Source organism: Pseudomonas sp. DSV-1 (genome assembly GCF_035830915.1).
GTDB lineage: Bacteria > Pseudomonadota > Gammaproteobacteria > Pseudomonadales > Pseudomonadaceae > Aquipseudomonas.
Genome location: NZ_JAYMYG010000002.1, coordinates 338,578 through 360,391, shown reverse-complemented (window position 1 = coordinate 360,391; position 21,814 = coordinate 338,578). Strand labels below are relative to the sequence as shown.

25 protein-coding genes are annotated in these 21,814 nt (G+C 58.1%); 12 read left to right on the top strand and 13 right to left on the bottom strand.

Annotated features, from left to right (window positions below; translation table 11 throughout):
• Positions 1-328 precede the first annotated feature (328 nt).
• Positions 329-733 carry a hypothetical protein gene (locus VSQ83_RS26200; RefSeq protein WP_169872935.1) on the bottom strand — a complete coding sequence of 135 codons (405 nt, stop codon included), beginning with the start codon at positions 731-733 and terminating at the stop codon, positions 329-331.
• A 613-nt stretch (positions 734-1,346) separates the two neighbouring features.
• Here VSQ83_RS26200 and VSQ83_RS26195 point away from each other — a divergent pair.
• Positions 1,347-1,964, top strand: a complete 618-nt coding sequence (locus VSQ83_RS26195; protein WP_169872934.1) for a hypothetical protein — start codon at positions 1,347-1,349, stop codon at positions 1,962-1,964.
• Between the two features lie 114 nt (positions 1,965-2,078).
• On the opposite strand, the gene VSQ83_RS26190 is transcribed toward VSQ83_RS26195, so the two are convergent.
• From VSQ83_RS26190 to VSQ83_RS26155, 8 genes are all read right to left on the bottom strand, one after another.
• Positions 2,079-2,357 carry a PapB/FocB family fimbrial expression transcriptional regulator gene (locus VSQ83_RS26190; protein WP_169872933.1) on the bottom strand — a complete coding sequence of 93 codons (279 nt, stop codon included), beginning with the start codon at positions 2,355-2,357 and terminating at the stop codon, positions 2,079-2,081.
• 84 nt (positions 2,358-2,441) lie between these two features.
• Positions 2,442-2,636, bottom strand: coding sequence for a hypothetical protein (locus tag VSQ83_RS26185; RefSeq protein ID WP_169872932.1), 195 nt, complete (start codon positions 2,634-2,636; stop codon positions 2,442-2,444).
• A gap of 74 nt (positions 2,637-2,710) precedes the next feature.
• Positions 2,711-2,962 carry an antirestriction protein ArdR gene (locus VSQ83_RS26180; protein ID WP_169873076.1) on the bottom strand — a complete coding sequence of 84 codons (252 nt, stop codon included), beginning with the start codon at positions 2,960-2,962 and terminating at the stop codon, positions 2,711-2,713.
• A 12-nt stretch (positions 2,963-2,974) separates the two neighbouring features.
• The gene (locus tag VSQ83_RS26175; protein ID WP_169872931.1) at positions 2,975-3,259 is read right to left on the bottom strand and encodes a hypothetical protein; all 285 of its coding nucleotides are present in this window, start codon (positions 3,257-3,259) and stop codon (positions 2,975-2,977) included.
• Positions 3,260-3,281: 22 nt separating this feature from the next.
• Positions 3,282-3,683: a hypothetical protein gene (locus VSQ83_RS26170; protein WP_169872930.1), complete on the bottom strand. Its 402-nt coding sequence runs from the start codon at positions 3,681-3,683 to the stop codon at positions 3,282-3,284.
• Positions 3,684-3,693: 10 nt separating this feature from the next.
• Entirely contained in the window at positions 3,694-3,918 is a 225-nt protein-coding gene (locus tag VSQ83_RS26165; protein WP_169872929.1) for a hypothetical protein, read from the bottom strand.
• Between the two features lie 334 nt (positions 3,919-4,252).
• The gene (locus VSQ83_RS26160) at positions 4,253-4,528 is read right to left on the bottom strand and encodes a type II toxin-antitoxin system RelE/ParE family toxin (protein WP_057425920.1); all 276 of its coding nucleotides are present in this window, start codon (positions 4,526-4,528) and stop codon (positions 4,253-4,255) included.
• On the bottom strand, positions 4,528-4,800 hold the full coding sequence (locus VSQ83_RS26155; RefSeq protein WP_015060662.1) for a CopG family ribbon-helix-helix protein: 273 nt from the start codon (positions 4,798-4,800) through the stop codon (positions 4,528-4,530). The genes VSQ83_RS26160 and VSQ83_RS26155 overlap by 1 nt, the downstream gene beginning before the upstream one ends.
• A 245-nt stretch (positions 4,801-5,045) precedes the next feature.
• Between VSQ83_RS26155 and VSQ83_RS26150 the strand changes: the two genes are divergently transcribed.
• The 4 genes from VSQ83_RS26150 to VSQ83_RS26135 all read left to right on the top strand — a co-directional run bounded on the left by VSQ83_RS26150 (position 5,046) and on the right by VSQ83_RS26135 (position 9,718).
• Positions 5,046-5,564 (top strand): GNAT family N-acetyltransferase, encoded by a 519-nt coding sequence (locus VSQ83_RS26150; protein WP_083188299.1) that lies wholly within the window; start codon positions 5,046-5,048, stop codon positions 5,562-5,564.
• Positions 5,565-5,646: 82 nt separating this feature from the next.
• Positions 5,647-6,078 carry a DUF1198 family protein gene (locus VSQ83_RS26145; RefSeq protein WP_065348729.1) on the top strand — a complete coding sequence of 144 codons (432 nt, stop codon included), beginning with the start codon at positions 5,647-5,649 and terminating at the stop codon, positions 6,076-6,078.
• A gap of 109 nt (positions 6,079-6,187) precedes the next feature.
• Positions 6,188-6,748 (top strand): recombinase family protein, encoded by a 561-nt coding sequence (locus VSQ83_RS26140; RefSeq protein WP_065348730.1) that lies wholly within the window; start codon positions 6,188-6,190, stop codon positions 6,746-6,748.
• Positions 6,749-6,751: 3 nt separating this feature from the next.
• Positions 6,752-9,718 carry a Tn3 family transposase gene (locus VSQ83_RS26135; protein ID WP_232197098.1) on the top strand — a complete coding sequence of 989 codons (2,967 nt, stop codon included), beginning with the start codon at positions 6,752-6,754 and terminating at the stop codon, positions 9,716-9,718.
• Here VSQ83_RS26135 and VSQ83_RS26130 read toward each other — a convergent pair.
• From VSQ83_RS26130 to VSQ83_RS26120, 3 genes are all read right to left on the bottom strand, one after another.
• Complete coding sequence (locus VSQ83_RS26130) at positions 9,715-10,518, bottom strand: methylmalonyl-CoA mutase family protein (protein WP_326427913.1); 804 nt, start codon at positions 10,516-10,518, stop codon at positions 9,715-9,717. The genes VSQ83_RS26135 and VSQ83_RS26130 overlap by 4 nt on opposite strands.
• Positions 10,515-11,372 carry a Pnap_2097 family protein gene (locus tag VSQ83_RS26125; RefSeq protein ID WP_166620063.1) on the bottom strand — a complete coding sequence of 286 codons (858 nt, stop codon included), beginning with the start codon at positions 11,370-11,372 and terminating at the stop codon, positions 10,515-10,517. The genes VSQ83_RS26130 and VSQ83_RS26125 overlap by 4 nt, the downstream gene beginning before the upstream one ends.
• Before the next feature lie 215 nt (positions 11,373-11,587).
• On the bottom strand, positions 11,588-13,492 hold the full coding sequence (locus VSQ83_RS26120; protein WP_326427912.1) for a sigma 54-interacting transcriptional regulator: 1,905 nt from the start codon (positions 13,490-13,492) through the stop codon (positions 11,588-11,590).
• A 242-nt stretch (positions 13,493-13,734) separates the two neighbouring features.
• On the opposite strand from VSQ83_RS26120, the gene VSQ83_RS26115 reads away from it, so the two are divergent.
• The 7 genes from VSQ83_RS26115 to VSQ83_RS26085 all read left to right on the top strand — a co-directional run bounded on the left by VSQ83_RS26115 (position 13,735) and on the right by VSQ83_RS26085 (position 19,632).
• Positions 13,735-14,217 carry an MSMEG_0572/Sll0783 family nitrogen starvation response protein gene (locus tag VSQ83_RS26115; protein ID WP_075944565.1) on the top strand — a complete coding sequence of 161 codons (483 nt, stop codon included), beginning with the start codon at positions 13,735-13,737 and terminating at the stop codon, positions 14,215-14,217.
• Positions 14,218-14,314: 97 nt separating this feature from the next.
• On the top strand, positions 14,315-15,292 hold the full coding sequence (locus VSQ83_RS26110) for a Nit6803 family nitrilase (protein ID WP_326427911.1): 978 nt from the start codon (positions 14,315-14,317) through the stop codon (positions 15,290-15,292).
• Positions 15,279-16,361, top strand: coding sequence for an MSMEG_0568 family radical SAM protein (locus VSQ83_RS26105; RefSeq protein ID WP_326427910.1), 1,083 nt, complete (start codon positions 15,279-15,281; stop codon positions 16,359-16,361). The genes VSQ83_RS26110 and VSQ83_RS26105 overlap by 14 nt, the downstream gene beginning before the upstream one ends.
• A 14-nt stretch (positions 16,362-16,375) precedes the next feature.
• Complete coding sequence (locus VSQ83_RS26100; RefSeq protein ID WP_326427909.1) at positions 16,376-16,936, top strand: MSMEG_0567/Sll0786 family nitrogen starvation N-acetyltransferase; 561 nt, start codon at positions 16,376-16,378, stop codon at positions 16,934-16,936.
• Positions 16,929-17,951, top strand: coding sequence for a sll0787 family AIR synthase-like protein (locus VSQ83_RS26095; RefSeq protein ID WP_326427908.1), 1,023 nt, complete (start codon positions 16,929-16,931; stop codon positions 17,949-17,951). The genes VSQ83_RS26100 and VSQ83_RS26095 overlap by 8 nt, the downstream gene beginning before the upstream one ends.
• Before the next feature lies 1 nt (position 17,952).
• Positions 17,953-18,288 (top strand): MSMEG_0570 family nitrogen starvation response protein, encoded by a 336-nt coding sequence (locus VSQ83_RS26090; protein ID WP_326427907.1) that lies wholly within the window; start codon positions 17,953-17,955, stop codon positions 18,286-18,288.
• A gap of 42 nt (positions 18,289-18,330) precedes the next feature.
• The gene (locus VSQ83_RS26085) at positions 18,331-19,632 is read left to right on the top strand and encodes an MSMEG_0569 family flavin-dependent oxidoreductase (protein WP_075944571.1); all 1,302 of its coding nucleotides are present in this window, start codon (positions 18,331-18,333) and stop codon (positions 19,630-19,632) included.
• Between the two features lie 271 nt (positions 19,633-19,903).
• Here the strand turns inward: VSQ83_RS26085 and VSQ83_RS26080 are convergent, their stop codons facing one another.
• Entirely contained in the window at positions 19,904-21,796 is a 1,893-nt protein-coding gene (locus VSQ83_RS26080; protein WP_326427906.1) for a sigma 54-interacting transcriptional regulator, read from the bottom strand.
• Between the last annotated feature and the right edge of the window lie 18 nt (positions 21,797-21,814).

Sequence of the window (21,814 nt, the reverse complement as noted above, 5' to 3'; positions counted from 1 at the left end):
CCTGCGCTAGGCCCGTCAAAATCGATTGATATAAACGTTCCAAAACCAGTAGCTGCGTCGTAGTGAGTAAGCACCCACTCGTCACACTCCTCGCTCAAGAGGTGGCTCATTAAGTCGCCCGACGGATAGGGCGGCAAAGCGACCTTGAATTCACAGATGTCATTACCAAGGCCGGGGTCGAGGTGTCCGGGTACGCTTGGCTCATGAGGCTCAATTTTGGTGATGATTGAAATCTTCACTCGGGTTCCCATGGCGGTAATGATTGGTTTGAGAATCAAGTGAAAGTAGCCTCACAGAACCTTCAATCCAGTAGCTGACCAGTAGATCGTCAGGCCTGCGTGAAAGGCATCTCTGCCGGTGCTGCATGGATCACATCAGCTGCTATTTTTCGATCTGACTTTGTGAAGCTCCCCACGGGCGCAAGCACAACCGACTCCAATGCTTCAATTGATTGCTCGCGCATGTACTTTTTATAAAGTTTGCGATTGAGGCGAACTTCCCAGTTGATCCAGAGTGCTAGGAAGGTGAAAGCACAAAATGCGTATGGAGTCAGCAGTGCCGGATCACCAATAAGCCCCGCAAGCATCCAAAAGCCCGCGATAAAGCAAGTGACAAGCACGTACGCGATTGCGAGAACAAAAGGAGTCAGAAAGAGACATGCACAGATCCGCGCCAGCCGCGCCCTGATGGTCTTGGGCAGCGTTTTTTTGAATTGTTTGGACGAATAGATCATTGGTCACCATGCCAGCAGGTAAAGAGCATTTCGCGCTGCGCTCCTGGTGAGCACAAAAGCTTTCAGGTCACCTTGAATGAGGGTGATCAGTTGATGCTGCAGAAAGCGCAATTCTACAATGTTTCATAATATTCTATGGCGCATATTTTTAACGTGCAACCTGAAGCGCTCAAAGGTAATGGCCAAGGGCTAGAGATGGAGTCGTGGGTTTGAAGGGGGATGGGGGAGGGCGAAGAATGTAGAACGGTCCCGCCCGGCTTGCTCGCAAGCCCCAAAGCCATGGCTTTGATCTAAAAACAGGGCATGAGTAAGGTTTAGAAAGGCGGTGAGTATTGAGGCAATAGCCCTGTGAATATCTGAAGCATTGGCCCTTTGTTGAACGGTACAAATAGCTCCAGTTGCGTGATACTACGTATCATTATACGGTGCAAACTGCTCGGCGGGTTCTGCTTCCTCCACTGGTTACTGCTTAGGACTTCATTGTGAAGGTTGGAAAATTAATGATGTGCGACGACCTGGTTCCACAATGCGCTGCCGCATTGCACTGCTGTGAGACACGGGCCCTTCGGGTCATTGATGCCAACGCTTTGATTCCGCAGGCCATGCCTTGAACATGGAGCAGACCGGCTATGAGAACAAGATGATCGAGGTCAGCATTACTGAGTACTACCATGCCCTGGTTCAACATGATTGGTATTCGAGTTGGTCTTCTGATCTGGAGGTGTACTGGGCAGGCGAAGTTAGCTACGAGTCACTGCGTCAGGTTGCGTTGAGCAATGGGCCTCCGTTCGCGTGGCTGATGGCCGAATACAAAAAGCGATATTTCAGTGGAAAGGCATGGGGCTGTGAATCACTTCCCATGCTTACAGCTCCCGAAACGCCAGCGGTGAGTGCGATGATTGATCTTCGGGCGGATTACGAGTGTCTTGCGTTTGCGCCAGCAGAAGGGACCACTGAAGAATCACTTTTGGAAAGGGCCTACAACATGGGCGCGCTTGCATATCCCGGATCAGACGTTCCGTGCCTGATTCATGGTGTTGCCCCTTTGAGGGATGCTTGGACGAAAGGTCAGCATGAGGCCGTCGAGTTGTTTAAGTCTCTCAAGCCAGCGGGGGTGATGGTTAGACTTTTAGCCGCTCAGAAATTGGCATTTGAGCGAGCTAGTGCAGAGGCCGAAATCCAAGCCGATTGCGATTGTGAAACCCCGTTCCCTGTGGGCACATCGCACTAAAAAGTAGGCCCTGCAGACCTCAGTTCACTGAGCAGGATTCTTACGATCATATTTGACGGGGATGGACGTTTACTTTGGTTCTGGGGCTGGCGCTGACACACTGTGGAGTACGGTTCAAGCTGCGTTATCCGTATCTGGCGATTGCTTTGCGTAATAAATACTCAGCTCAAAAGCGCGGTTGCTTTCGGCTTGAATGACCTTCAATCGCTTGTAGAACTGACCGGCATTGAGGCCGTTATTTTTCCATGCATCAGTGGCGGTTGAGCCTTTGACAAAATAATCACGCAGAGCGTTGGTAATCTTCTCGCCACGAATGCTGGTGCCTTCCATAAGCAAATCGAAGTGCCTCTGGGCAACCGTGCCTGGCGTGAGTCCAACTGCATCTTCTACCATGAGAATACCCATCTATTAAAAAGTTAGAGTTTACCTGACGTGGTGAACTCTGGCACGGAAGTGGGTTGAGTGCTGACGTAGAAATCATGATGCATCCGCACATGCTGAAATCACTTTGTACATGGACCCACAATCGCTGCGGTGCTCCCCCTTGATAACAGCGTCCAAAGACGGCTCAAGCAGCGCAGCACAATTGACGCACTCGCGCAGGCCCACGGGCTTGCGCTGAGCCTTGGCTTCCAATCCAAGCAAAGATTTAATCTTGCCTGTGATCTGCATGTCTTTCCTCTACCACTACATGTTGTGTTCGATCAGCTGGTCAGCGACACCAGATGTAGTGCCGCCACGTTTTCCTATTGCGCGTCAGGGTCAACCGCGACCCACGCTTTTGCACCGTTGTAGTCGTCGCCGCCCTCGGCCTTGAAGACCAGTCCGGCCTTGTCCACGGCATACGCACCTGGGCGCTCGCTGGCCGGATCACGCAGCTCATTCTTCCAGCCGTAAACCTCGCCGTCCCACACCAGCACTACGCCTTCGCGGTGTTCCTGGTTGCCTGCTCGCCACTTCGCGGCGGTCGAGCGTAGCGACTCCATCAGTTGTGCCATGGTCACGTTTTCCTATAGCCCTACGGGGACTTCGTAGACCCCAAAATGTTGGTATTGGGAGGCTTCAGCTCCTGCAGGATGACGACGCTCCCATTCTTTCATCCGTGCCTTGTAGTCGTTCCAGATTTCGCAGCCTGCCTCTAAAGGAATTTCAGGCGGGCTTAGGTGATAGTCGAACAGAACGTTCTGCCACTCCTCGGCTTGAGCGCGGTTCTCAAAAGCCCTTAATGGCAATGGCTTCCTTTCGTCGCTTCTAAAACCGCTGGCTGTCGCCATCACCAAAAAAAAGGTCACCATGAGCAACCCCCTCTACGTTTTCCTATGTGCCTGGATTCTGTAGCTGGGCCCTGCGCAACACCTCACGAAAAACATCACTTTCAGCGCCGTAATGTTGACTATCTAAGCGTGTTCCGATGCGTCGCGATGACTCACCTAGTGACCGATACCAATCATCTTTGGCACCAACGAATACCGCTGGCCTGCCTTCGAACTGATCGCTAGTGATATCGATCACAACGCCTTCGCACTCTAGCCAAGCATGACCAGTCCCACAGACGTATTCAGCCCGAACCCCTGAGGCGTTTAAGTAATGACCTAGCAGCTCTGAAGTAACGCCACAGCACCACGCAGGAAACTTGTGCATATGAGGCGGTAGCGTGCCATCGCGCTTTTGCGCATCAAGCGCCTCGCGGAAGGAACGGGCGATATTCAATAAATCCATGTACGTTTCCCTAACTGTTTTCAGCAGCTCGTAATGCCGCCTTCAAGGTGGTGCTACGGGTAGTAGACCGGCTGGATTTTTGAGCCTTCTCGATGATGCTGTGCAGGCCCGCTTTGGCCGCAATCAAATTTTCAGCGTCACCAGATGAAGCCTCAAGGATCGCGCTTAGGTAACTGGCAGCATCGTGCAGCGCTTCCAGCTCCTGGGTAGAGACATAGACGCTCGATCCTTTCATGGCTCTTTTTCTACAAAAAAACGGTGTCAGTGAGGGTCCTGCTCCCATCGGTGCCGATGGTGTTCATCCGCATCCGCGCCCCCTCGCCACCGCGCAATTCAAACCCTTCGGGGGGGTTGATCAGAAACCCGGCTGTTCGGGTGCTTGGGTCGCCAAGACCGTAGACCGGATTTTCACCTTCGGCGCTGGGCGTCACATTGCCAAAGCAGGGTAGCACCGCCTCAATTTCTTCGGAGGTCAACGGCAGGTAGGGGAGCCTACAGAATTCGGAAAAAATCGTACGCTAAGGTTTTCCGATCAGTCGTAGGCCCGCCAGTTGGTGTGTTCCGTTCCTCTATCGGTCTTCGCGGGTGTGCCACAGGCGCAGCAGGTAAATAGTTGAATCCGCTACCTCGTAACGCATCTCGTATTGGCCGATCTGAATTCGGCGTACGTCCTTTGGCTCGAACTCCTCTAGGCGTTCGCCAATGCGCGGGTTAGTCAGAAGCGTGGTAGGTGCTGTGGTGAGTTGCTGCACTACTCGTGCTGCGGCAGGTTGATTCGCCAAGGCCAGAAACTCGTATAGCCTGGTAATGTCGGAAAGCGCCTTGCTTGTCCACTTCAATTCCATCAGCGCGGCACCGGCAACGGAGTGTCGGTGCTAAGACTGTCAGCCCAGGCCTGGACGGCTTGGTGATCAATAACGCGTCCAGCGTCAACATCAGCCAAGGCCTCACGGGTCAGGCGACTACGCTCTTCTTCCTGGTCTATCCAAGCAGACAGGGCTTGCTTGACGATCCAGTTTTTAGAGCGCTCCAGACGCTCAGCCATCAAATCGACTTTTTCCGCCAGCTGAACCGGAACGTGAGCTGTGACAGATCGGGTTTTGGCGGTGGTTGCCATATGCGGTTAGTCCTGATTCGTTTCGATTTAAATATAATCATAGTGAATAATAATGTGTCGTCAAGCGTGATGTCAGGTTGGGCTATACTCTAAACTGACGTCAGGGCACCTTCTAGCAATCCGTCAGTTTAGGGCCCTGAAACTATAATGTTGACACCTGATAGCAAAGGTTATAGATTTCAGCCTTACACAATCGGTAAAATTCTCGACTTTTGCGCTTGCGGAAGTACCAAGGGGAGAGTCTTATGAATCAAATTGATTTGAAGAGTCCCTGTGAATGCTCGGACTATGAAATTGATGATTTCATGCGCCTGGTTACGGAAGGGTGCGAGGTGGCAGTTGGTGGGCTACGGAAAAGGGTAATGGCTGCCAAACACTTAGTTTTCCTGCGCACCGATGGACAGTTGGTTGGAGTAGCTGCAATGAAGAATCCCCATGATGGGTATCGTCTGAGGGTGGCTAATGCATCTGGGGTTCCGTTAGTGAAGCAGGAATTCCCTTATGAGCTGGGTTGGGTATTTGTCGTCCCTGCTGCTAGAGGCAATGGTTACGCGCACGCTCTCGCAAAAGCCGCAGTAACACATGTAAACAAAAATGGAATTATTGCTACATCAAGAACTGACAACTTGGCGATGCATCGTATCTTGATCCATCTCGAATTCACTCCGTCAGGATCCACATATTGTTCAACCCTCGACAACTATAAGTTGCAACTTTTTTTACGAGAGTCCCGCGTACATTTCCTGTCTGTAAACCGAATTTAGATTTCATAGAGTTGCACAATTACATTTATGAATTGATCACATAAATTTCTTATCTAAAAATTTCAAAACCTGAGGATAATCCATGTGGTGGTTAATTACAGTCGCAGCCATAGCCATATTATTGGTCGTAGTCCGCTGGGGTGGGAGCGATGTCCGTTTTATTGGGCGAAGCATTGGTGTCGCACTGAATATCAAGCCTCATCTCATCGAGCAAATGGCCTTAAAAATGGGTCAGGAACGATCTTCAATGCTCGCTAAGCAGCTAAAAAGCTTCCCTACACAAACGATGCAGGCTGCTGTCACAACCACTTTTATCTACCAAATATCGTTGAATATGCATCCCAAAAACGTCAAGTGGTGGCAGCAACGAGTAGTAGAACGCGGTTTTGACCCTCGACTTAACCTAGAAAATGTTGAGATCGCATTTATGTACTTGCGGGATGCAGGGAGCGAATTTGATATTTTAACATCGCGGGCATTTTTGAGCTCATACATTGCCAAGTATGAAAGTTAGTGATTAGTCCCGAAACTTTATTACCCCCCCATTGTTAATTCCGTGACGTTATCAGCCATTTGCAAATAGAGCAGTGCGTCTTTCGCATCCGTAAATAGAGGGGACCCCCTTGCAAGGACAACGTATCGGTTATGTCCGGGTCAGCAGCTACGACCAGAACCCGGAGCGCCAGCTGGAGCAGGCCGAGGTGAACAAGCTGTTCACCGACAAGGCCTCTGGCAAAGACACCCAGCGTCCGCAACTGGAGGCCTTGCTCGGCTTCGTCCGCGAGGGTGACACCGTTGTCGTGCATAGCATGGATCGCCTGGCCCGCAATCTGGATGACCTGCGCCGCCTGGTGCAAAAGCTGACCAAGCGCGGCGTGCGTATCGAGTTTTTGAAGGAAGGCTTGGTTTTCACCGGTGAAGATTCGCCGATGGCCAACCTGATGCTGTCGGTCATGGGAGCCTTCGCCGAGTTCGAGCGAGCGCTCATTCGCGAGCGGCAACGCGAGGGCATCGCCCTGGCCAAGCAGCGCGGCGCTTACAGAGGCCGCAAGAAAGCCCTATCTGATGAACAGACCGTCATAGTCAGGCAACGGGCCGCTGCCGGTGAGCCGAAGGCCCAGTTGGCCCGTGAGTTCGGTATAAGTAGGGAAACCCTCTACCAGTACCTACGCACGGATGACTGACACATGCCTCGTCGCTCGATCCTTTCGGCCAGTGAACGCGACACCTTGCTTGCACTGCCGGACATTCAGGACGATCTGATCCGCTACTACACCTTCAACGAGTCCGACCTGTCGCTGATCCGTCAGCGACGAGGTGATGCCAATCGCCTCGGGTTTGCGATTCAGCTTTGCCTGCTGCGCTACCCCGGATACGCACTGGCCAGCGACAGCGTGTTGCCCGATCCGGTCATTGAGTGGGTGGCCCGACAGGTTCAGGTAGCTCCTGACAGTTGGGCAAAGTACGGTGAGCGCGATGTCACCCGCCGTGAACATGCCCAGGAGCTGCGCACCTACCTTGGCTTACTGCCGTTCGGGCTTTCCGACTTTCGTGCACTGGTACAAGAGTTGACCCACCTGGCCCAGCAGACCGACAAAAGCCTGTTACTCGCCGGGCAGGCCCTGGAGAGTCTGCGTCAACAACGGAGAATCTTGCCCTCCCTGACGGTGATTGATCGTGCCTGCTCCGAAGCCGTGGCACGAGCCAATCGGAGGATCTACCGTACCTTGATCAAGCCGCTGAATCAGTCGCATCGCAACAAGCTCGACGAATTGTTGACCCTCAAGGCGGGCAGCAATAGCACCTGGTTGACCTGGCTGCGGCAGTCACCATTGAAAGCGAATTCACGGCACATGATGGAGCACATCGAGCGGCTAAAGATTTTCCAACTGGTGGCCCTGCCCGAAGGGCTCGACCGGCACATCCACCAGAATCGCTTGCTCAAGCTTGCCCGTGAAGGTGGACAAATGACGCCGCAGGATCTGGGCAAGTTCGAAAATGAACGGCGCTACGCCACCTTGGTGGCCATGGTGCTGGAGAGCACCGCGACGGTGATCGATGAACTGGTTGAGCTGCACGACCGCATCCTGATCAAGCTGTTCAGCAGCGCCAAGAACAAGCATCAGCAGCAGTTCCAGAAGCAGGGCAAGGCGATCAACGACAAGGTTCGCCTCTACTCGAAAATAGGTCAGGCCTTGCTGGATGCCAAAGCGTCGGGTGACGATCCGTTCGCCGCCATCGAGGCCGTTTTACCTTGGGCTGAATTCGCCCAGAGCGTGACCGATGCCGAGCAGCTTGCACGCCCAGAAACGTTTGACCACTTGCACCTGGTCAGCGAGAACTTCAACACGCTGCGCCGCTACACCCCGGCTTTTCTGGAGGTACTTCAGCTACGGGCTGCACCCGCAGCGCAACGCGTGCTGGATGCTGTCCAGCAGCTGCGCGAGATGAACGCTGACAACCTGCGCAAGGTGCCATCGGACGCTCCAACCGCTTTTATCAAGCCGCGCTGGAAGCCGCTGGTGATCACGCCGGAAGGCATTGACCGGCGCTTTTACGAGATATGCGCCTTGTCCGAGCTAAAAAACGCGCTGCGCTCCGGCGACATCTGGGTCAAGGGTTCTCGGCAGTTCCGTGACTTTGAAGATTACCTGCTACCACCCGCAAAGTTTGCCGCGCTCAAGAAGGAACAGGCGCTGCCATTGGCGATCAACCCCAACAGCGACCAGTACCTGGAGGAACGTTTACAGCTGTTGGACGAGCAACTGGCGACCGTCGCCAAGCTGGCCAAGGACAACGAGTTACCTGACGCAATCCTCACCGAGTCCGGACTGAAAATCACGCCGCTGGATGCGGCAGTGCCGGACACCGCCCAAGCACTGATCGACAAGACCAGTCAGCTACTGCCGCGCATCAAAATCACCGAACTGCTGATGGATGTGGATGAGTGGACAGGCTTCACCCGCCACTTCACTCACTTGAAGGACGGTAGCCAGGCCAAGGATCGAACGCTGCTGCTGTCGGCAATCCTCGGTGATGCCATCAACATTGGGTTGACCAAAATGGCCGAGTCGAGCCCCGGCATGACCTACGCCAAGCTTTCTTGGCTGCAAGCCTGGCACATTCGCGACGAAACCTACTCGGCGGCGCTGGCCGAACTGGTCAACAGTCAGTTCAACCATGCCTTTGCGGCCAACTGGGGAGACGGCACCACCTCATCCTCCGATGGCCAGCGCTTCCGTGCAGGCGGTCGAGGCCAGAGCACGGGGCATGTAAACCCGAAGTATGGCAACGAGCCGGGACGGCTGTTCTACACCCATATCTCCGATCAGTACGCGCCGTTCAGCACCCGCGTGGTGAATGTCGGTGTGCGGGACTCGACCTACGTGCTCGATGGATTGCTGTATCACGAGTCAGATCTGCGGATCGAGGAGCACTACACCGACACGGCAGGCTTCACCGATCACGTCTTCGCTCTGATGCACCTGCTGGGATTTCGCTTTGCACCGCGCATCCGCGACCTAGGCGAAACCAAGCTGTATGTCCCACATAGTCTGCAGGACTACCCGACGCTGCGCCCGATGATCGGCGGCACGCTGAACATCAAGCACGTCCGTGCCCACTGGGACGAGATTCTGCGCCTGGCCACGTCGATCAAACAAGGCACTGTCACCGCCTCGTTGATGCTGCGCAAACTGGGGAGCTATCCGCGCCAGAACGGCTTGGCCGTGGCCCTGCGGGAGCTGGGCCGGATTGAACGCACGCTATTTATCCTGGACTGGTTGCAAAGTGTCGAGCTGCGTCGTCGCGTGCATGCAGGATTGAACAAGGGCGAGGCTCGCAATGCCTTGGCCAGGGCGGTGTTTTTCAACCGCCTCGGTGAAATCAGGGATCGGAGCTTCGAGCAGCAGCGCTACCGGGCCAGCGGCCTCAACCTGGTGACCGCCGCCATAGTGCTGTGGAACACGGTTTACCTGGAACGGGCCACCCAAGGGCTGGCTGATGCCGGGAAGCCGGTGGATAACGACCTATATCAGTATCTGTCGCCGTTGGGCTGGGAGCACGTCAACCTGACCGGCGATTACGTCTGGCGGCAGAGCCGCAAGCTGGAAGACGGGAAATTCAGGCCGTTACGACAGATCGGAAAACCTTAGCGTACGATTTTTTCCGAATTCTGTAGGCTCCCCAAAAAGAAGCTGATGCGTTCGCAGAATCGCTGCACGTCCAGGCCGTTGTTTTGCACTTGCTCGGCGTAAGTCCTTGCGTTGATCAGGGTCAGTGCCAGCTCCAGCACGGTGTCGGCCCCGGCCTCTTGAAAGTGATAACCGGACACCGAAATCGGATTAAACCGAGGTACGTGCTCATTCAAGTAGCTGATCACATCAAGAGTGATCTGCATTGAAGGTTTCGGCGCAAAAATGTAGGTGTTGCGAACCATGAACTCTTTGAGAATGTCGTTCTGGATCGTGCCGCTGAGCCGTTCCGGCGCGACGCCGGATTCCTGAGCGGCAACGATGAAGGCCGCCAGCACTGGCAGTACCGCGCCGTTCATGGTCAATGACACCGAGACCCGGTCCAGGGCGATGCCGTCCAGCAACTCGATCATGTCCTCAACGCTGTCGATGGCCACGCCTGCCTTGCCGACGTCGGCCTGCCAGTGTGGATCGCTGGAGTCGTAGCCGCGATGGGTCGGCAGATCGAAGGCGAGCGACAGGCCGGTGGCGCCTTCGGCCAGGCGCTGGCGCAGGCGCTGATTGCTCGCCTCGGCGCCGGCGAACCCGGTGTATTGACGCACGGTCCAGGGCTTTTGCGGGTACATGCTGGCGTAGGGGCCACGCACAAAGGGTGCCTTGCCGGGCAGGCTGTGCAGGTGCTCAAGACCTTCGACGTCACTGCTCTGGTACAACGGCTTGAGTCGCAGACCTTCGGGTCGCCAAAGGGGAGAATGGCTCATCGGCTGCAGTCCGAAAGATGGTGTTTGCGGGTGAACACATCGGCCAGCTTGAACCCGTCGCTACGCCGAAATACCTCGCACCAGTGAAGCTCGCGATGGCTTGGCGATGTCGTGTGCAACAGCAGTTGCACGCTGTCACCGATATTGAGGTTGCCGTAGAAATGCAGCTCGCGCTGGCGGACATGACCTGGGCGGCGCAACCCCAGCAGGGCCCATTCGGCACGCTCGACCATGGCCTGGAAGTTGGCGAAGTACAGCAGGTCGGCACCGTTGAAATCGATGTCGGGGCAGGGCGTGAAATCGAATGCCTGCGCCGCGGTTGCCTGGCGATCAATACCGTAATGACTGTGCCAATCCCCGCTGCGTATCCGACGGTTGTCGACATGCAGTACTTGCAGTGCCTGCGGCAGCTCGGTCACTGCTGCCGACGAGCCCCTGAGGCAAGCCTTGCTGACACTGCGATTGTCCCCCGGTACATGCCGGCTGATGAAGGTCGACAGTAGCGCCAGTTGCCCCACGACGCGATCGCCCAGCCAGACTTCATGTTCGCTGAAATGCCGGGCCTGGCCGCCGCGACCGATCCGGGTATGAATCTGGAACGCGCGATTTTCGATGATCGCTTCCAGCTTCAAATCCCAAGTATTGACCGCCGTGAACGCGGCGTAGGCGATGCGTCCTTGGTCATCGACGAAATCCGGCAACGCGCGATCATGCAATTGCGCCAGGGCGAGCCAGTGTTGATGGCCGCACTCTTTCAACAACCAGTTTTCCGACAACCCGGTGAAGGCCAGGTTGGGCATCGAAGCCAGGTAGGTTTCTGTTCGGGAAGCGATGAGCGTGGTGGCTGTTGGCATGGTAGGTATCCGTCGTTTCGCCGCGGAGGGCGGCTGACGGCTACCCAATTGCGAATGACGTACCACTTTGTTGATGATTTCATATCGTTATGATTAATAACGGTATTTTTGATTTGTGGGACGTTCCGTTCTGAGCCGACCCGCTACGTAACTCCGTAGGAGTACGACATTTCGTAGCGGGTTTTACGAAGTTGCGTGGCGACCGGGTCCACGCTTTATTCGAGCTTGATCTCCAGCCGTTTGAACCGCGACGCCAATGTCGTCGGTTTCAGTCCCAGCAATTGCGCTGCGCCGCCCTTGCCGAACAACTTGCCATCCGCCGCCTTCAATGCGGCCTGCATGTTGCTGCGTTCAAGTTCGCGAATTTGCGCGTCAGTCATGATCTCAACTTCGGAGGAGGGTTGCTGTGGTGCTGGCAGGCTGGTTTTGGGCTCGTCCGGCAGGTCCAGGTTCAGGTCGGCGCCAATCGAGGTGATCAACGCGCGCTCGATGACGTTTTGCAGTTCGCGAATATTCCCCGGCCACGAATAGCGTTGCAGGCGTTCGATATCGCTATTGCGCAGGCGCCGGCCGGGCATGTTCAGGCGTTTGCCGGTCTGCTTGAGGAAGTGCGCGGCCAGGGCGCCGATGTCCATCAGGCGATCGCGCAACGCCGGGGACTGGATCGGGAACACGTTGAGGCGAAAATACAGGTCTTCACGAAAGTGCTTGGCCGCCACTTCTTGGCGTAGGTCGCGGTTGGTCGCGGCGACGATCCGCACATCGACCTTGCGCGTGCGCTCTTCGCCGACCCGTTCGAATTGCCCCTCCTGCAACACGCGCAGCAGTTTGCTTTGCAGCTCAAGGGGGATTTCGCCGATTTCATCGAGAAAGAGCGTGCCGCCATCCGCCAGCTCGAAGCGGCCGACCCGATCACGCACGGCGCCGGTAAAGGCGCCGCGGATGTGGCCGAAGAATTCGCTCTCGAACAGTTCTGCGGGGATCGCCGCACAGTTGACCCGGATCAGCGGGTGGCCGTTACGGCGGCTGGCCTGGTGAATCGCGCGGGCGATCAGTTCCTTGCCTGTGCCCGATTCACCGTTGATCAACACGCTGGCATCGGTGGGCGCGACCACGTCGATCTGCCGGATGATTTTCTTGATCGGTTCGCTCTGGCCGACGATCTCGCGGTAGTTGTGCTCGATGTGAATCTCTTCCTGCAGATAGGCGTTTTGCTCTTCCAGCCGATCCTTGAGCACCTTGAGTTCTTCGAGGGCGCTTTGCAGCTGGTTTTCTGTGCTGCGCCGCTCGGTGATGTCGCGGAACACCACCACGGCGCCAACGATACGGCCATCGGAGATCACCGGGGTGCTGGTGAATTCCACCGGGAACGAACTGCCGTCGCGGCGCCAGAAAATCTCCTGACGACCTTCGTGGATCACACCGTCGTGCACCGCTTTGTAGATGGGGCACTGTTCCACCGGGTAATGGCTGCCATCGGCATGGGTGTGGTGGTGAATGCGGTGGATGTTCTTGCCGATCATGTCCTGGGTTTCCCAGCCCAGCATGCGCGCGCAGGCTGGATTGACGAAGGTGGCCAGGCCTTCGCTGTCGATGCTGTAGATGCCGTCGCCCACGGAGCTGAGCAGCAACTTGTTATCGCGCTCGTTTTCCTGGAACAGGTTGAGGATATTGCGCCACTCGATCAGCCCGCCGCGCATGGTGCGTTCGGTGTCCGCCTGGTCGCGCTGGTACTTCTGCAGGCTGAGTTCGCGCATTACCAGAATCAGCTGCTGCTCGCCCTTGACCTGCAAGGTGGTGGCGGAGATTTCCAGCTCGATGCGTTCGCCGCTCTTGCAGTTGCAGCTGAGCTCGTCGCTCCAGCCGCGACCCTTGTCCATCACCGCCTGGGTGAAGACGATCAAGTCTGCCAGTTGATGACCGAAGAGTTTGCTCACCGGCAGTTCAAGAAGCTCCTGCCTGGGATAGCCGAGCAGTTTGCAGGCGGCGATGTTGAGGTCCACCAGCCGATCGGCGTAGGGATTGAGCAACGCGATGGCTTCGGCGCAATGCTCGAACACCATGTGCCGCGAGGAATACGCCAGGTCGGCCCAACCGCTGAGGGAGTCTGCTTCGTTCATGGCTACGAAATCTCGTGTTCTGTGGCTACGAATATTCGTATTTCTACGGGAATGCGTGGTTCGGCGATAGCATCAGATGCTGGAACAAAAACCAGATCAGATTGGTATCTTCATATAAATCAGATGCTTAACCCACTGCAGAAAAACGTTTTATTTTCTGGCACGGCGTTCGCTCTATCTCCTGCAACCCGGCAGCCAACTCAGGCTGACGTTCAAGCACGAAGACACTGGAGAGCGACACTATGCCAACCGTGGACATCCCCCATTACAAAGACGGCGACTTCCTGGTCAATTACGAAGAGAAAGTCTTCGAGGACATCAAAGCCGAACCGGGCGAAAAAGTACTGATCACCTTCCACACCATCGCCTTTGAAGGCTCCATCGGCCTGGTCAACATGCTTCAGGCCAAGCGCCTGCTGCGCAAAGGCTTCGAAACCAAAATCCTGCTGTACGGGCCGGGCGTGCAACTGGGCGTGCAACGCGGCTTCCCGACTCTGGGCGCCGAAGCGTTTCCCGGGCACCTGGCGGTGAACAAGCAATTGATGCAGTTCATGGAGGAGGGCGGTGAGGTGTACGCCTGCCGCTTTGCCCTGCAAGCCCTGTACGGCCAGACTGAAAAAGCCCTGATCGAAGGCATCCGCCCGATCAACCCGCTGGACGTGATGGATCTGCGCCTGCTGATGCGCCGCGAGGGCGCAATGATCATTGATACCTGGACGGCCTGAAAGCACCGCTGAAATACCCCTGTGGCGAGCGAGCAAGCTCGCTTGCCACAACAGCGACATCGATCTTGTGAACACACCACACTTCAGGACCCCCATCATGCCCATCATTCGCGCAGCAGCCGTTCAACTGAGCCCCGTGCTTTACAGCCGCGAAGGCACCGTGGACAAGGTCTGCCAACAGATCATCGCTTTGGGCGAGCAAGGCGTGCAGTTCGCCGTGTTCCCGGAGACGGTGGTGCCGTACTACCCGTATTTTTCCTTCGTGCAGCCGGCTTTCGCCATGGGTGCCCAGCACCTGAAACTGCTTGATCAATCGGTCACCGTACCGTCCGCCGCCACCCTGGCCATTGGCGAGGCGTGCAAGCAGGCGGGCATGGTGGTGTCCATCGGCGTCAATGAGCGCGATGGCGGCACGATCTACAACGCCCAGCTGCTGTTCGACGCCGACGGCACGCTGATCCAGCATCGCCGCAAGATCACCCCGACCTACCACGAGCGCATGGTCTGGGGGCAGGGCGACGGCTCCGGCCTGCGCGCCGTCGACAGCGCCATCGGGCGCATCGGTTCGCTGGCGTGCTGGGAGCATTACAACCCGCTGGCGCGCTACGCCTTGATGGCCGACGGCGAGCAGATCCACGCGGCGATGTTTCCCGGCTCCCTGGTGGGCGACATCTTCGCCGAACAGATCGAAGTCACCATTCGCCATCACGCCCTGGAGTCCGGCTGCTTCGTAGTCAACGCCACTGCTTGGCTGGATGCCGATCAGCAAGGCCAGATCATGCAGGACACCGGTTGCGGCCTGGGCCCGATCTCCGGTGGTTGCTTCACTGCCATCGTTTCACCTGAGGGCAAGTTGCTCGGCGAGCCGCTGCGTGCCGGCGAAGGCGTGGTGATTGCCGACCTCGACCTGGCCCTGATCGACAAGCGCAAACGCATGATGGATTCGGTCGGGCACTACAGTCGTCCGGAACTGCTCAGCCTGCTGATCGACCGCACGCCCACGGCCCATGTGCATGAGCGTGCTGCCCATTTGGCAACGGCTGCTACCGAGGAGCTCGATCATGCAAACCAATGAATTGCTGGCCGAGTTGCAGTGCCACGGCGTGCGCTGGCCAGCGGCGCAAAACGGCCTGTCCCGCCAGGGCGGCGCCGGGCCGTCGGACCACAAGGCGCTGACGTTCGGCAGCCGGACCATGATGGTGCCGATCCTCAACCAGGCCTCGCAGACCTCGCCTTACCAGGCGCAACCCAGTGCTGATGGCAGCCAGGCGTTGATCTTCCGTGAAGGCTTGCAGGTCGGTCAGGTACAGATGCCCGGAGTGCCGAACTTCTACGGCTTGAGCACCGCCGACGGCATTCCCTACTGGAAAATCGCCACGCTGCACAGCCGCGACGTATTGGCGACCACGGTATTGCAGCACTGCATTCGCTTCAACGATCGCGGCAGCTCCTGCCAGTTCTGCGCTATCGGCCAGTCGCTGGCAGCTGGCAAGACCATCGCTCGCAAGCGTCCGCAGCAATTGGCGCAAGTGGCGAAGGCCGCGGTGGAGCTCGATGGCGTCAAGCACATGGTGATGACCACCGGCACGCCGCAAACCCCGGACCGCGGTGCGTCGATCCTGTGTGAATCCGCCGCAGCCGTGACAGCGGCAGTCGACCTGCCGATCCAGGCGCAGTGCGAGCCGCCGGACGATGATCGCTGGTTCCAGCGCCTGGCCGACAGTGGCGTGGTATCCCTAGGCATGCACCTGGAAGCGGTCACCGACGAAGTGCGCCAGCGGATCATGCCGGGCAAGGCCGAAGTACCGCTGAGTCGTTACTTCGAAGCCTTCAGCGCAGCGGTCGAGGTGTTCGGTCGCGGCCAGGTCAGCACCTACATCCTCGCCGGCCTGGGTGACAGCGAAGCGGCCATCAGCGAGATGAGCGAGCGTTTGTGCGCCCTTGGCGTGTACCCGTTCGTGGTGCCGTTCGTGCCCATCGACGGCACACCGTTGGCCCATCACCCCAAACCCGACAGCGCCATGATGGCTCGCCTGTATCCGCAGATCGGCGCGAGCCTGCGCCGTCATGGTCTGCACTCCGATCAGATCAACGCCGGCTGCGCCAAATGTGGCGCGTGCTCGGCCCTGAAAAACTACGAATAAGCCGGAGAACTCCCATGGCCCATTCCGTCTTTGCTTTGGTCGACAGCACGTTCGAGCCGTTTCGCGCCGGTGAGTTGCTGGTCAAGCCCGCCCGTGAACACTGGGAGAAACAGGCGTATTTCGCCCTGCGTCGCTCGGTGTTTTCCGATGAGCAACAACTGTTGGTGCAGGACAAGGACAGCCATGACTTCCAGGCAATTGCCATCGTCGCCCTGGCCGGCAATTGCGGGATCGCCGATCAGGTGGTGGGCGCGGTGCGCATCTACCAGCCGGAGCCGGGTCTGTGGTTTGGCGGGCGCTTGTGCGTGGCGCCGGCGTATCGGCGGCACAGCATGATCGGTAAGGCGTTGGTCAACGAGGCGGTATCACGGGCCAAGGACCTGGGCTGCGAGGTGTTCCGCGCCACGGTTCAGGCGCAGAACGAAGGCTATTTCCATGGTTTGCGCTGGCACAGCCTGGAACAACTGGAGTTGCTCGGCCAGCCTCATTGCCTGATGCAGGCGGATCTGGCGAGCTACCCGTTGATGCCGCGTCAGGTGTCGTTGCGGGCGCTGAAGGTGGCGCGCCATGAATGATCTCGCGATTTTGATCGACACCCTGCGCAGCACCCCGGCGATGCTGTCGAAACAGGCGATCCAACAGCCGGCGGCGGTGATGGGCTGCACCGAACAAGCCCTGACCCGTGAACAGCTGTACGCCTTGCCCGGCGACGACACCGCGGCCATTGCCTGTGGCAATCACTTTCAACTGCTTGCCATCGAAGGCATGTTGCCGGCCTTCGTCGAGGCGGCGCCGTGGTTTGCGGGATGGTCGGCGGTCATGGCCAACGTCAGCGACATCACCGCCATGGGCGGCCGCGCGACGGCGGTGGTCAATGCCTATTGGCATCACGACAACACGGCTGCGCAGCAGATTCTGGCGGGTATTCGTGCGGCATGTGAGGCCTACGGCCTGTTGCTCGCCGGGGGCCATACCAGCCTCACCCGCGATAACCCGACGGCGCTGGCCGTGGCGATTACCGGCACTGCGCAGCACCTGTTGTCGACCCTCCATGTCGCGCCGGGGCAGGTTATCTCCATGGCCGTGGACCTTGAAGGTGCCTGGCACGCTGACAGTACCTATTGGAAGGCATTCGAAGGCGTGCCCGCCGAACGCCTGCGCAGCAAGCTCGACGTGCTGCCGCGCCTGGCCGATGCCCGATTGCTACACGCCGCTAAGGACATCAGCAACGCCGGGGTTCTGGGCAGCCTGTTGATGCTGCTGGAAACCACCGGTTGCGGCGCGAGCGTCGATCTGGCGGCGCTGCCGTGCCCGCCGGATGCCGACCTTGTGCGCTGGCTGCAGGTGTTCCCCAGCTACGGCTTTCTGATGACCCTCGATGAAGGTGACTGGGACCAGGTCCAGACCGCTTTCGCCTTCGAAGGGCTGCGCTGTGAGCGCATTGGCGCGGTCGATGCCAGCGGCGTCATGACCGTCCGCCACGGCGAACAACGCGGCCTGTTCTGGAATCTGCGCGAGCAGGCCTTCACCGGTTTCAGCTATCCCCATCTGGACCTGACCCCTTTAAACCTCAAGCAACAGGAGCACTGACATGCCCGCCGTCAACTTCAAGATCCGCTGGCCCAATGGCCGCGAAGCCACCGGTTACTCGCCTTCAACGGTGATTTTCCAATACCTGGAAGAGGGCACCAGTTACCCGCTGCCGGACTTTTTGCAGCGCATCGAAAGCGCGCTGAACAACGCCTCGGAACGGGTCAAGGAGGTCAAGGGGTTCTATTGCAGTTCGGCCATGGACACCTTGAGCTCGCTGAAGGGTCAGGCCAGTTATCTGGTTGAGCCGGCCGACGTCGAGGGGCGGGTGAACGTGATCAGCATGCGCACCGAGGGCGCGGGGCAAGTGATCGGTGCGGGCTGGAGCTCGTTCTGATTTTTCTGAATTTTTATCGTCACCGATGACCGGAGCAACGTTATGACCAGCCACCTCACTTCCATCAAAACTCAACACCACAGCGTGATCGTCGTCGGCGGCGGGCAGGCCGGATTGTCTGCCAGCTACTACCTGCAACAGGAAGGGGTCGATCATCTGGTGCTGGAAAAGCACAGCGTCACCCACACATGGCGCAACCAGCGCTGGGATGCCTTCAGCCTGGTCACGCCGAACTGGCAGTGCGCCTTACCGGGTTACACCTACGTCGATGATTTCAAGGGCGCCGATCCTCACGGGTTCATGAAAAAAGACGAGATCAACGCGTACCTGGCGGGCTTCGTTAAAGCGGTGAATGCGCCGGTGCGCGAGGGCGTGACAGTACAGCGCGTGGTGCCGCGCGCCATCGGTGGTTTCGAGGTGCATACCTCCCAGGGCGAGTTTTCGGCCGATCAGGTGATTGTTGCCTCGGGTGGTTATCACACGCCAATCATTCCGCGCCTGGCCGAGCGTCTGCCTGCGGGCGTTCATCAGTTGCATTCGGAGCAGTACCGCAATCCCGCGGCCTTACCTGCCGGGAATGTGCTGGTGGTCGGATCTGGACAATCGGGGGCGCAAATCGCCGAGGACCTGCACTTGGCCGGGCGCAAGGTCTTTCTGGCGGTCGGTGATGCACCGCGTTGCGCACGCTTCTACCGGGGCAAGGACGTGGTCGATTGGCTGGCGGAAATGGGCTACTACGAAATCGGGGTTGACACCCATCCGTTGCGCGAAGGCGTTCGCGATAACACCAACCACTATGTCACCGGGCGTGACGGCGGGCGCGACATCGACCTGCGCAAGTTTGCCGTGGAAGGCATGGAATTGCTCGGTCGACTAGAAGGCTTGCAGGGCACGCGGATGCAGTTCGCGCTTAACCTAGCGGAGAGCCTCGACAGCGCCGATGCGGTGTACAACCGCATCAACGGCTCGATCGACAAGTACATCGAACAGCACGGCATCGAGGCGCCGGCCGGTGAGCGCTATGTTCCCACCTGGACGCCTGAGCAAGAACGCAGTGAAGTGGACCTTGTGGCGGCTGGCATCACCAGCATCATCTGGTGCATCGGCTTCAGCCCGGACTTCACCTGGGTCGAGGCACCGGTCTTCAATGGCCGTGGCCATCCGGGCCATCAGCGCGGCGTGACCGCGCAGCCGGGGTTGTACTTCCTTGGGTTGCCTTGGTTGTACACCTGGGGCTCGGGGCGGTTTTCCGGGGTGGCCAAGGATGCGCGTTACCTCGTGGACCAGATCAGCTCTGACCGGGCCGAGAGCTTGATTCAGGGAAAACGGGCAGCGGCGAGGTGATTGAGCAAAGGTTTTGAGCCATGCCTCAGACCCAATGGGAGCAAGCAGGCGCTGACGATGATTGAGCAAGTTGGCTGATTGCCAGTTCGCACCGACCTCCGGTAACTCGGTCATTCTGGCAGCCTGCGTCATCGTTGGCGTCCATCACGAGCTGGCTCGCTCCCATGATCCAGGTTATACCTGATCCTGTACCCGTCACATCACCCCTGTGGGAGCGAGCCTGCTCGCGATGGTCTCATAGACGCTGCGGATAACCAGACGAAGCCCGTTATCACTCGCGGCGACCGGGTTTGTAATTCCGCGGATCAATGTTCCATTTGCGCAGGCGTGAGGCCAGGGTGGTCGGTTTGAGCCCCAGCAGTTGCGCAGCTCCGCCTTCGCCGGAGACTTTGCCTCCAGTGCGTTTGAGCATCGCCACGGTGTTCAGGCGAAGTTGCTGTTGCACAATCTCATCGCGCAGCGGTTCGCTGTCGTCCAGCGGTTCTACGGGTGTCTCAATCTGCTCGCGAGCGGCGGCCGGCAATAGCTCATCGAAGCGTAAGCGGCCATCCTGCGAGACGATGATCTGTCGCTCGATCACGTTTTCCAGCTCTCGAATATTGCCCGGCCACGGATAACGCTTGAGCACCTCGACCTGGGTCAACGGCAGACGCACTCCCGGTTTGTTGAAGGCCTGGCAGGCGCGCTCAAGAAAGTGGCCAGCCAACAGCGGTATGTCGCCCAGGCGTTCGCGCAAGGGCACCGAACGCACCGGAAACACGTTCAAGCGGAAGTACAAATCTTCACGAAATCCGCCAGCGGCGACCATCTCCCGCAGGTCGCGGTTGGTGGCGGCAATCACCCTCACATCCACCGCTCGGGTCAGGTTATCGCCCACCCGTTCGAACTGCTGGTCCTGCAGCACCCTTAGCAGTTTGCTTTGCAGCTCCAAGGGGATTTCGCCCACCTCATCGAGAAACAGCGTGCCGCCATCGGCCAGTTCAAAGCGTCCGACCCGATCATTGGTGGCCCCTGTGAAGGCGCCTTTGACGTGACCGAAAAACTCGCTTTCGAACAAGTCCCGAGGAATCGCCGCGCAGTTGACGCGAATTAACGGGCGGTCGCTGCGCCGGCTGCTGGCGTGGATCGCCCGGGCAATCAATTCCTTTCCGGTCCCGGATTCGCCAGTGACCAGCACGTTGGCGTCGGTTGGCGCCACCAGTTCGATCTGGCGGATCAGATGCAGCACCGCAGGACTATCGCCAACGATCTCGTGGTGATTGCGCTCCGCCTTGATCTCTTCCTGCAGGTATTGGTTTTCCAGCTCCAGACGTTGCTTGAGTTGCTCCACTTCATTCAAGGCTTCGCGCAACCGCAGTTCGGCCCGTTGCCGCTCACGAATGTCGCGGAACAACACCACCGCCCCCACCAGACGGCCCATCTCGAAAATCGGTGTGCTGGTGTACTCCACGGGTATGGCTTCGCCGTTCTTGTGCCAGAAAACCTCGTTGTCGACACGGTGCACCTGGCCGTCGCTGAACGAGGTGTGAATGGAGCACTGCTGTACTTCAAACAGACTGCCATCACTGTGGCTGTGGTGAAACAACTGGTGGGCGTCATGGCCGACCATGTCCCCTGCGCTCCACCCGAGAATCCGTTCGGCGGCCGGGTTGATGAAGGTGGTTTGCCCAGTGGCGTCCAGCCCGTAGATGCCTTCACCTACGGCGCCGAGGATCAGGCGGTTCTGTCGCTCGATGCGTTCGAACACTTGGGTGATGCGCTCCCAGCCAACGTGGCCCAAGCGATGCTGGCGGCGGGCTTCGGAACGGTTGCGGCGGGTTTCCAGCTGATCGCGGTCTTGGATCATCAGCAGGATGCGCTGGCCATCCTCCAGTGCCCGGGCGTTGACTTCGACGGCGTGGTGTTTGCGGGTCAGGTCGAGCAGGCTGAGATCGTCGGACCAGGCTTCGCCCTGAGTTAGCACCTCGTCGGTGAAGCTGACCCACAGTGCGATGGCGCTGCCGAAGAAATGGCTGAAGCGGGTGAGGGAAGTAGCATTCTCTTCGCAGCCAAGCAGAGCGAGGCCGGCGGCGTTGACCTGGACCAGAGCGTCCGATGCCGGGTCCACCACCAGCATGGCTAGCGGAGCGTACGCAGCGGATATTTTGTCGATGGCGGTGGACATGGTCCGGGAGCCCTAGCT